Raw genomic sequence first — 9,492 nt, 5'->3', positions numbered from 1 at the left:
GTTTGGTGCTACCAGGTCGAAGGGAGCGCAGGTATCCCCGGGAACTGAAATCATTGAAACGAAAATATCCTATAAAAAACAATGCCGGTCACCTTAAGTGACCGGCATTACCCTTCGGGGAGCCTTTTTCGTTGTTAGCCCAACAGGCTGGCACCGACGTTGATTGACAGCCCCAGGATCACCAGATTGAAAACAAAGGAAATCACCGATTGCAGCAGAGCGACTTTGCGCACTTCGGCCGCACCGACGGCCACGTCTGCGGTTTGCGAGGCCACCGCGATGGTGAACGAGAAATAGGCAAAGTCCCAATAGGTCGGCTCTTTGAGCTCGCCGGGAAACAGCAGGGGCAGCGGATCCTGCTGTGCACCCTGACGATAAAACTGATGAGCATAGTGCATGGTAAATGCCGTGGGCAGCAGTAACCAGGACACCACCAGCGTCGCGCCCGTCAGCGCCAGATGCAGCGTCTTCAGCGAGTCGCTGACCTGTTTGGCGGTGCTCAGCTCAAACAGAATGGACAAAATGCTCAGCAGACAACCGATGCTGACCAGAGCCAGCACCATACTGGCGCTCTCATCCTGTGCACGCGCCAGTTGGCGGATGTGCTTTGGCGTGCTGATCAGCATCAGTCGCCAGAGAAACAGCAGGTAGCACCAGGCCAAAACATTCCAGCCAAGCATCAGCCGCTGCAGCTCAGAAAGCGTGGCGGGCAGCAGCAGGTAGCACAAGATGCCCGCGCCGACGGACAGCAGCAGCCTTGGCCGAACCTGCCAGTAGTGTTTGATTGACGATGGAATGTGCATAACCGATAAAGTTCCTTATCGTTATAAAGGCGATAGCGCTGTGTTCAGCATAGAAGAAGCGTGGCGGCAGTTTGGCTATTTTTGACGCTTACGGTTGGCATGCGGTGGAAATGTTGGTTAACCTAAGGCGGTGGTTTCCGACTGACGGCTGATGTCAGTTTTTTTGCGAGTTTATCCCCTTAGGGACAAGTTAGGACGACACGAATGAAAGATCTGAATGTAGTAGACGGCATTAATGGTGCCGGTAACTGGCTGGTGAAGAACCAGGACTTATTGATTCAGTACGCGGTGAACATCGTCGCGGCTATCGTTATTTTCATCATTGGTTCGATCATTGCCCGCGTAGTCAGCAATGCGTTAAACCGGGTGATGAAACTGCGCGGTATCGACGCCACGGTTGCCGACTTCCTGTCTGCCATGGCGCGTTACGGTATTCTGGCCTTCACCTTTATCGCAGTGCTGGGGCGCGTTGGCGTGCAGACCACGTCGGTGATCGCCGTATTGGGTGCCGCAGGTTTGGCCGTTGGCCTGGCGCTGCAGGGCTCGCTGTCCAACTTCGCTGCCGGGGTGCTGTTAGTGGCTTTCCGTCCGCTGCGTGCCGGTGAATATGTCGATCTGGGCGGCGTGGCCGGTACCGTTGACCAGGTTCAGATTTTCTCCACCACGCTGCGTACCGCAGACAACAAAACCATCGTGGTGCCGAACGGCAAAATCATCGCCGGCAACATCATCAACTATTCTCGCGAGCCAAACCGCCGCGTAGACATCGTGGTTGGCGTGGCTTATAACGCCGATATCGACGTGGTGAAAAAAGTGTTGGGTGATGTGATCGCTGCCGACAAGCGCATCATGCACGCCAAAGGCGTAACCGTACGCTTGAACGAGATGGCGCCATCTTCACTGAACTTTGTCACCCGTTCCTGGACCACTAACGCGGAATACTGGAACGTATACTTCGATCTGATGGAGAACTTCAAGCGCGCGCTGGATGCCAACAATATTGGCATTCCGTTCCCGCAGATGGATGTTCATCTGTACCGCACTGAAGAAGCGGCTACCGCGAAAGCGGAATAAAGCAGAAGAAGAGAAAAGGGGCCCAGGCCCCTTTTTTTATTGCCAGCCGGGGCTCCATCCTGCGGATGTCGCCCCGGCTTTTTCGTTTTTTCAGTTTGATAACGCGGAGTCTGGTGCAGGGGCGCGGCGGTTCACGCTGAGCCGGTAGAGCAGGAAAATAGCCGCAGAGCCCACCAGTACCGGCAGTGCCAGCCAGATGAAGAACATCTCCGACGTTCCTGCCGCGACGATCATCCAGGCACCAAGCATTGAACCGACGATCGAGCCGAAGCGACCGCTCGCCATCGCCCAACTGACGCCGGTGACGCGAGCGGCGGTGGGGTAAAGGGTAGCGGAGACCAGATTCAGGCCGTTCTGCGCCCCGGCCACGCCGAAACCGATGAGAAAGACGGTGACCGCCAGCGTATAGGCGTCCCCCATCAGATAACCGGTAGCGCCAATCACCAGCGCGGCCCCCAGGTACGACAGGGCCAACACCCGGTAGGGACCGACGCGGTCCATCAGCAGCGCCATAAGGATGGCACCGAGGGTTCCGCCCAGCGGCACCATCGCACCGATGCGCGATGCGTGGACGATATCGTAACCGGTATCCTTGAGGATGCTCGGCAGCCAACTGGTGAGCAGATAAAACACAAACAACGAGCAGAAGAATGCCACCCACAGCAGCAAGGTGCGTACTGCGCGACCTTCGATGAACAGGTGCGAGATTGGCGATCGCGTCAGCGCGGGGCGTTCATCATCGATAATGGTTACGCCCGCCCAATTTTTGCCGGTGATGCGCTCAACCACCTGGCGCAGGCTATCGGCATGTTTCGGGCTGGCAGTCATAAAGCGCGCTGACTCGGGCATTTGCCAGGCCAGTAACGGCAACAGCAATAATGGCGCGATGCCGCCGAGCAACAGCAGGCCACGCCAGCCGAAGGCCGGAATAATCTGCCCGGCAAGCATGCCGCCCAGCGCCAGACCGGAGGTGAAACCGCTCCAGCTGAGGGTGACCATGATCATCCGCCGACGCGCGGGCGAGTATTCCGAGCTCAGGGTGATACAGGTGGGCATCGCCCCCCCCAAACCGATACCGGTGATTAAGCGCAGCAGGGTCAACGACTCGATTGAGCTGGTGTAGGCCGAGGCCAGAGTGCCTCCGCCAAAGATCAGTATGGAGGCGAGCAGCACGCGCTTGCGCCCTATGGCATCGGCAACCGGGCCGAAGATCAGACTGCCGAGCAGCAGCCCGAACAATCCCGCGCCAAACGCCGGCGATAACTGCGCAGGCAGCAGCTGCCACTCCTCGCGTAACGCCGGGGCAATATAGCCGATGATTGCGGTGTCAAAACCGTCCAGCAGGACAATCAGGAAACACAGGGTAAGGATCAGGATCTGATAGGGCGAGATTTTCGCGTTGTCGATGATCTCGCTGATACGAGCGGTGTTTTGGCTCATGGGGGTTCCACTTTAATTAGGCTTGTGTGGAGCTGGCTGGAGGGCTGTGCAGGCGTCAGGCTCTTGCTGAAACGGGCCTGAACCAAAGCCGCTGTGGCTGGCAGGGTGCAGAAGGTCTGAGTATACACCAGAGCCGGGGGCTTGCAGCGATGCGCTGAGATGAGCCGTTCTGTTTCAGACAAAACGGCTTAAATTCTCTCGCTTCAGAACGGGCTGGCATTATGGGCTTTGATCTTTTCTTCGCTGACAGGATGAACGAAATGCAGTTCGCTGGCGTGCAGCATCAATCGCGGCGTCCCTTCGGTGCCTGGCAGCAGACGGCCGCCATACAGATCACAGCCCAAAATAGGATGGCCCAACTGCCGGCAGTGGATACGCAGTTGATGGGTTCGCCCGGTTTCCGGCATTAACTGAACCCGCGTCAACGGCAGTAACGTCCCGTTTTTCAACTCGCGATAAGTGCGTTCAACAACCCGATAGCGTGAGCGAGCGGGCTTGCCGTGGATTGAGCAAATCGACATCAGCGGGAACAGCGCCGGGTCTTTGGCGATCGCGGCATCTATCACCCCTTCGTCGTCGTTCAGGTGCCCGCAGAGCAATGCGCTGTACACTTTGGTGACGGTACGCTGACTGAACTGTTGGCAAAGGGCGGCATTGATCGCTTTATTACGCGCTATCACCATCAGCCCGGAAGTGCCGAAATCAAGGCGGTGGACCAGCGTACAGCCGGGAAATAGCTGCACCAGCCGATGATGCACCGAATCGAGATTTTGCGGATTTTTCCCCGAGAGGCTTAGCAGCCCGGCGGGTTTATTGATAAGCACCAGACTCTCGTCCTGATACAGCGTCTCTATCTGGTCATGGCACGGCGGGGCAATAAAGGTATCGATAATCTTAGACATCAGGCTGCCTGGCGGGAAAGTGGGAGCGGATAATAACGAATTTTTGGCCGCCAGTCAGTTGTCGCCGCCCGGCGCATTGTCAAAGGATGATCAATGGCTAACCCGGCAAAGGGGCTTTCACCAGACGCCGAACGGCGTCTGGCTGCCAAAAGGATGACTGAAAGGCGTTGCCGACTTATTGCCCGTAGTAGGCATTTTTGCCGTGTTTGCGCAGGTAATGTTTATCCAGCAGCGCCGGTTGCATGCTGTGAATGCCCGGTGTCAGCTGACGTGAAAAAATCCCCATATAGGCAATTTCTTCCAGCACCACAGCGTTATGCACTGCGCTGTGCGCGTCCTTGCCCCAGGCGAACGGCCCGTGCGAATTGACCAACACTGCCGGAATGGCGTTCGGGTTGATGCCGCGATGGCGGAAGGTATCGATAATGACCTTGCCGGTTTCCAGCTCGTATTCATGCTCAATTTCGTCTTCGGTCATTAGGCGGGTGCAGGGAATGGCTCCGTAGAAGTAATCGGCATGAGTGGTGCCCCAGGCAGGAATATCCAATCCTGCCTGCGCCCAGATGGTAGCGTGGCGCGAATGGGTGTGAACGATACCGCCAATGTCGGCGAATTCACGGTACAGCGCCAGGTGAGTGGCGGTATCGGAGGAGGGCTTTTTGGTGCCCTCGACGGTATGCCCCTTGGCGAGATCAACCACCACCATGTCCTCGACGGTCATGTGTTCATATTCCACGCCGGAAGGCTTGATCACCACCAGCCCGCGTTCGCGATCCACGGCGCTGACGTTACCCCAGGTGAAGGTCACCAGGTTATGGCGCGGCAGGTCCAGGTTGGCTTCCAGCACCTGTTGTTTAAGCTGCGGCAGCGTTAGCATGTCATACCCCCTTGTTGCATTTTCTGTTCGATCCAGCGGCGCGCCTGCACGATCTCGGCCACCGGCTCTTCGGCTTTTTCGGTCCACATTTCAATCAGGAAAGCACCGCGGTAGTTAAGCTGTTTCAGGGTGCGGAATACGGCGACGAAGTCGACGCAGCCCTCGCCAAACGGCACGTCGCGAAACTGTCCCGGCGAGCTATCAGTAACCGGATAAGTGTCTTTCAAATGGATGGCCGCGATGCGGTCAATGCCCAGCGCCAACTCCTGCGCCACGTCATTGCCCCAGGCGCTCAGATTGCCGACGTCCGGATAGACCGTGAACCAGGGGGAGGCCAGGCAGGCGTCCCAAGCCTTCCATTTGCTGATGGAGTTCATAAAGGCGGTGTCCATGATCTCTACCGCCAGCATCACCTGGGCCGCGGCGGCGCGCTCGACAGCCCACTGCATCCCTTCGGTGAAGCGGGCGAGGGTGCTTTCGTCCTGCGGCTCGTAATAGACGTCATAACCGGCGAGCTGAATGGTGCGGATGCCGACGTCCTTCGCCAGTTGAATCGCCTGTTCCATCATCTCGAAGGCGCGCTGACGCAGCGCATCGTCATGGCTGCCGAAGGGAAAGCGGCGATGACCGGACAGGCACATCGACGGGATGCTGATGCCGGTTTCCAGCATGGCGCTGACCAACGACAACCGCTGCTCCTTGCTCCAGCTCAGGCGTGCCAGCCGCTCGTCGCTTTCATCCACCGACATTTCGACAAAATCAAAACCGCAGGCCTTGGCCAGCGCCAGCCGCTCGGGCCAGGTCAGGTGCTTCGGCAAGGCTTTTTCATAAATTCCCAAGGGGTGCTGACGCATATCAACTTCTCCAGATGTCATCAATGGCCGAGCGGAACTGACCGGCAGCGGCCAGCGGATCGGCAGCCTCCGCCAGCGCTCTGCCGACGATAAAAGCGGTCACGGCGATGTCTTTAAACAGCGGTAAATCGGTCGGCGTGATACCGCCGGTCACCGACAATTCAATGCCCAGATCCGACAATGCCTTCATCAGATCCAAATCTTGATGGCTCCAGGTTTGCCCGCTGGCCTGCGCGTCGCGGCCACGGTGGTATATCGCCTGGCGGATACCGAGGTCGCGCCATTGTTGGGCATCCTCCAACGTCCAGCGGCCGAACAGCTCAATCTGGATCTCGCCCTGGTGCCGTTGCGCCACTTCCAGCGCACTGGCCATGGTGGCCAGCGGGGCGGCACAGATGACGGTCATCCAGTTGGCACCGTGGCCGAAGGCCTGCTGCGCCAGCGTGCCACCGGCATCGGCCACTTTCAGGTCGGCCACCAGCGTATGTTGCGGACAGCGCTCGCGCAGTGCGCTCACCGCCTGAATACCGGCGCTGATGCATAAGATGGTGCCGGCCTCGATAATGTCGACGTGGGGCTGCAGGCGTTCCGCCGTCTGCAGAGCGGCATCTAACCGGGTGTGATCGAGCGCCAGCTGCAGGCGCGGTTTATTGCTCATAAGGCCTCCTTACTGCGCGGATTGCAGCGTTTGCAGTGCCGCAACCAGCGCCTGATAGCGTTGATATTTTTTGCCGTAGGCCGCGCTTGCCGAGGCATCCGGCAGCACCCGTTCAATTCGGGGTGCCAGCTCGCGCTGGGCGGCGGTGAAGTCGCTGAATGCGCCGCTGCCGACCATGGCCGCCATCGCGGCGCCCAGGCAGCCGGTTTCTTCCACCTGTGGCAGTTCGACCGGCAGGCCGCTGACGTCGGCAAACATCTGCATCCAGGGCACTGACTTGGCAGGGCCACCGGTGACGCGCAGCGCGGTGGCCGCAGGGAAACGTTGCCGCATGCGGTTGAGATGGGTCATATGGCAGAACACCACCCCCTCGTAAATCGCCTGCACCAGGTGCTCGCGCTGGTGGAAGGCCTGCAGGCCGTGGAAGCTGGCGCTTAGGCCGAGCCCGGCGTTGGAGCCATACAGGAAGGGTGCGAACAGCAGGCTGCTGTCGGCTTTTGGCAACGCCGCTACCCAGTCATTAAGTTGGGCATAGTCTTGCAGGCCCCATTGCCGGCAGAACCACTCCAGGTTGGCGGCGGAAGTGGGGCTGGCTTCGTGCACGATGTATTTGCCTGCCTCGGCGTGGCGGCCATACACAAAGGGGTGATCGAACCCGTCGGCGATGCTGTCGGTGATGCCGCTGGTGACCGACCAGGTGCCCATCACCGCATTGAGTCGGCTTTCGTCCCGCAGCCCGGCGCACAGCGCGGTGGATACCACGTCGAACAGCCCGCCAACCACCGGCGTTCCCGACAGCAGCCCGGTCGCCGCGGCCGCGGCAGCGTTGACGCGGCCGGCGATTTCGGCGGAACCGACGATCGGTGGCAGCGCGGGCATGATGTCGCCAATACCCAGCAACTGCGCCAGTGCCGGGTCATAGCGGCCGTCGGCCATCTGATAAAGGTTGGATTCGGAGATATTGGTTTCTTCGCAGGCCAGCTTGCCGGTCAGGCAGTGACGCAGATAATCGTGCGCCATCAACACGCTGCCAATTTGGCGATAGCGCTCCGGCTGGTGTTGCCTGACCCAGCGCAGCAGCGACACCGGGTGACCGGTCCACAGCGTTTGTCGGGTCTGCGGGTAGAGCGCCCGCGGCACGCCCTGTTTTTGCCACTCCTGCACCAGTGTCAATGCGCGCTGATCGGAAGACAGCATGGCGTTGCCCAGCGGCAGGCCTCGTTTGTCCAATAAAAACGCGCCCTTGCCCTGCGCCGAGATGCCGATTGCCTGAATATCGCCGGCGGCGATGTTATTGCGGACCAGCACTTCCCGGATCACCTCGGCGGCAGTGCGCCACAGCGCGGGCATATCTCGCTCCGCCCAGCCGGGTTGCGCTGCGATAATCTCCAGATTACGACGGGCAATATCCCGCTCGGTGCCCTGACGGTCATACAGTCCGGCCTTGATAAAGGTGCCGCCACAGTCCAACCCCAACCAATATTCCATTATTCGGCCCCCGCTTTTTGGTCGCATTTATTCGGCAACATCAGCGCCAGTACCGAAGCGATGGCCAGCGATACCGCCAGGCTATATACGCCGACATCCTTGCTGAACAAGCTGATCAAGACGCCGACCATGTACGGGCCGCAGAAGCCGCCTAGGTTGCCCAGTGCGTTGATCACGCCGCGTGCCCCGCCGGCCACTTCGGCGTTAAACAGTTTGGGAGGAATGGTCCAAAACACCCCGGCGGCGGCCTGGATAAAGACGCCGCAGCCAACCAGCGCTGCGTAAGACCACCAGATGTGATCTTTTAACAGCACTGACAGCGCCATACAGATGGCGAAGCAGGCCAGCGGCAATGCGACGAATACTTTGCGTTTGCCGGTACGATCGGACAGGGTGGAGATGATCAGCATGCCGAAGATGGCGCCGATATAGGGCAGGATGGCCAGCATGCCGACCTGCTCCATGTTGCCGTTGGTCAGCCCCTTGAGGATGGTCGGCAGCCACAGGGTGTAGCCGTAGATCCCGGTTTGATAGAAGAAGTTCACCATGATCAACTGCCACATGATCTTGTCGCCCAGCACCCGGCGCAGCGAGGCGTTACGCACCGTTTTGCCTTTGATCAGCAGCTGTTCGTCATGCAACGTTTTGATCAGGTAGTCTTTTTCAGCCTGCGAAATCCACTTGGCTTCCTGCGGGCGGTTGCTGATGGTGAAATACCACAGCACCATCACCACCAGCGACAGCGCGCCTTCCACCAGGAACAGCATGCGCCAGTCCCAGGCGGTGATGATCCAGCCGGACAGTGGCGCGGTGAGAATACCGGCAATGGGCACGAACATAATCACAATGGCGTTGGCGCGGCCGCGTTCCTTGTCCGGGAACCAGTTGCTGATCATGGTCAACACCACCGGCAGCATGCCGCCCTCGGAAACGCCCAGCGCGAAACGCAGGAACAACAGCTGATATTGATTGCTGACCAGCCCGGTCAGCACCGAGATCACCGCCCAGGCCAGCAGCGACCAGCCGATGAATTTCTTGCCGTTGCCATACACCGCCAGCTTGCCACCCGGCACCTGCAGAAACAGATAACCGATAAAGAAGATGCCGCCGGCCAGGCCGGCCATGGAGGCGGTGATGCCTAGCTCATCGTCCATGCCGCCGGGCATGGCGAAGGCAATATTCACCCGGTCCATGTAGGAGATGATGCAGGTAATAAGAATAGGCGGCACTATTCTCAACCAGCGTAATTTGGGAATGACCTGGCTGCGGCTAACGGAAACAGAGGCTGTATTCATCTATACACCTTTCGCTATTTTGTAGGGTCGGGCTTTATTGTTTTGTTTGCGTTGGGCACAAGGGCGCCCGCACCGGCCTGAGGACCGGTGTTTTTTGCAGG

9 protein-coding genes are annotated in these 9,492 nt (G+C 59.0%); 1 reads left to right on the top strand and 8 read right to left on the bottom strand.

The features are described from left to right. Nucleotides 1–134: 134 nt before the first annotated feature. The gene (locus H5P17_RS12670) at nt 135–803 is read right to left on the bottom strand and encodes a DUF1345 domain-containing protein (protein ID WP_182823273.1); all 669 of its coding nucleotides are present in this window, start codon (nt 801–803) and stop codon (nt 135–137) included. Between the two features lie 204 nt (nt 804–1,007). Here H5P17_RS12670 and mscS point away from each other — a divergent pair, with 204 nt between their 5' ends. Further along, a complete protein-coding gene (gene mscS / locus H5P17_RS12665; protein WP_182823271.1) occupies nt 1,008–1,877 on the top strand; it encodes a small-conductance mechanosensitive channel MscS in 870 nt (289 codons plus the stop codon). 90 nt (nt 1,878–1,967) lie between these two features. On the opposite strand, the gene H5P17_RS12660 is transcribed toward mscS, so the two are convergent. The 7 genes from H5P17_RS12660 to H5P17_RS12630 all read right to left on the bottom strand — a co-directional run bounded on the left by H5P17_RS12660 (nt 1,968) and on the right by H5P17_RS12630 (nt 9,391). After that, a complete protein-coding gene (locus tag H5P17_RS12660; protein WP_182823269.1) occupies nt 1,968–3,317 on the bottom strand; it encodes an aromatic acid/H+ symport family MFS transporter in 1,350 nt (449 codons plus the stop codon). A 203-nt stretch (nt 3,318–3,520) separates the two neighbouring features. Further along, nucleotides 3,521–4,219, bottom strand: coding sequence for an RluA family pseudouridine synthase (locus H5P17_RS12655; RefSeq protein ID WP_182823266.1), 699 nt, complete (start codon nt 4,217–4,219; stop codon nt 3,521–3,523). A gap of 175 nt (nt 4,220–4,394) precedes the next feature. Beyond that, the gene (araD, locus tag H5P17_RS12650; protein WP_182823264.1) at nt 4,395–5,096 is read right to left on the bottom strand and encodes an L-ribulose-5-phosphate 4-epimerase; all 702 of its coding nucleotides are present in this window, start codon (nt 5,094–5,096) and stop codon (nt 4,395–4,397) included. Next, nucleotides 5,090–5,950 (bottom strand): L-ribulose-5-phosphate 3-epimerase, encoded by an 861-nt coding sequence (locus H5P17_RS12645; RefSeq protein WP_044553295.1) that lies wholly within the window; start codon nt 5,948–5,950, stop codon nt 5,090–5,092. The genes araD and H5P17_RS12645 overlap by 7 nt, the downstream gene beginning before the upstream one ends. A gap of 1 nt (nt 5,951) precedes the next feature. Further along, nucleotides 5,952–6,608, bottom strand: coding sequence for a 3-keto-L-gulonate-6-phosphate decarboxylase UlaD (ulaD, locus tag H5P17_RS12640; RefSeq protein ID WP_182823262.1), 657 nt, complete (start codon nt 6,606–6,608; stop codon nt 5,952–5,954). 9 nt (nt 6,609–6,617) lie between these two features. Then, nucleotides 6,618–8,096 carry an FGGY-family carbohydrate kinase gene (locus H5P17_RS12635; RefSeq protein ID WP_220496818.1) on the bottom strand — a complete coding sequence of 493 codons (1,479 nt, stop codon included), beginning with the start codon at nt 8,094–8,096 and terminating at the stop codon, nt 6,618–6,620. Beyond that, complete coding sequence (locus H5P17_RS12630) at nt 8,096–9,391, bottom strand: MFS transporter (RefSeq protein ID WP_044553291.1); 1,296 nt, start codon at nt 9,389–9,391, stop codon at nt 8,096–8,098. The genes H5P17_RS12635 and H5P17_RS12630 overlap by 1 nt, the downstream gene beginning before the upstream one ends. Nucleotides 9,392–9,492: the final 101 nt, after the last annotated feature.

The organism is Serratia sp. OS31, from assembly GCF_014164835.1.
In the GTDB taxonomy this organism is placed as follows: Bacteria; Pseudomonadota; Gammaproteobacteria; order Enterobacterales; family Enterobacteriaceae; genus Serratia; species Serratia liquefaciens_A.
The sequence above is the reverse complement of the archived record's forward strand: the minus strand, read 5'-3'. Positions and strand labels throughout refer to the sequence as shown.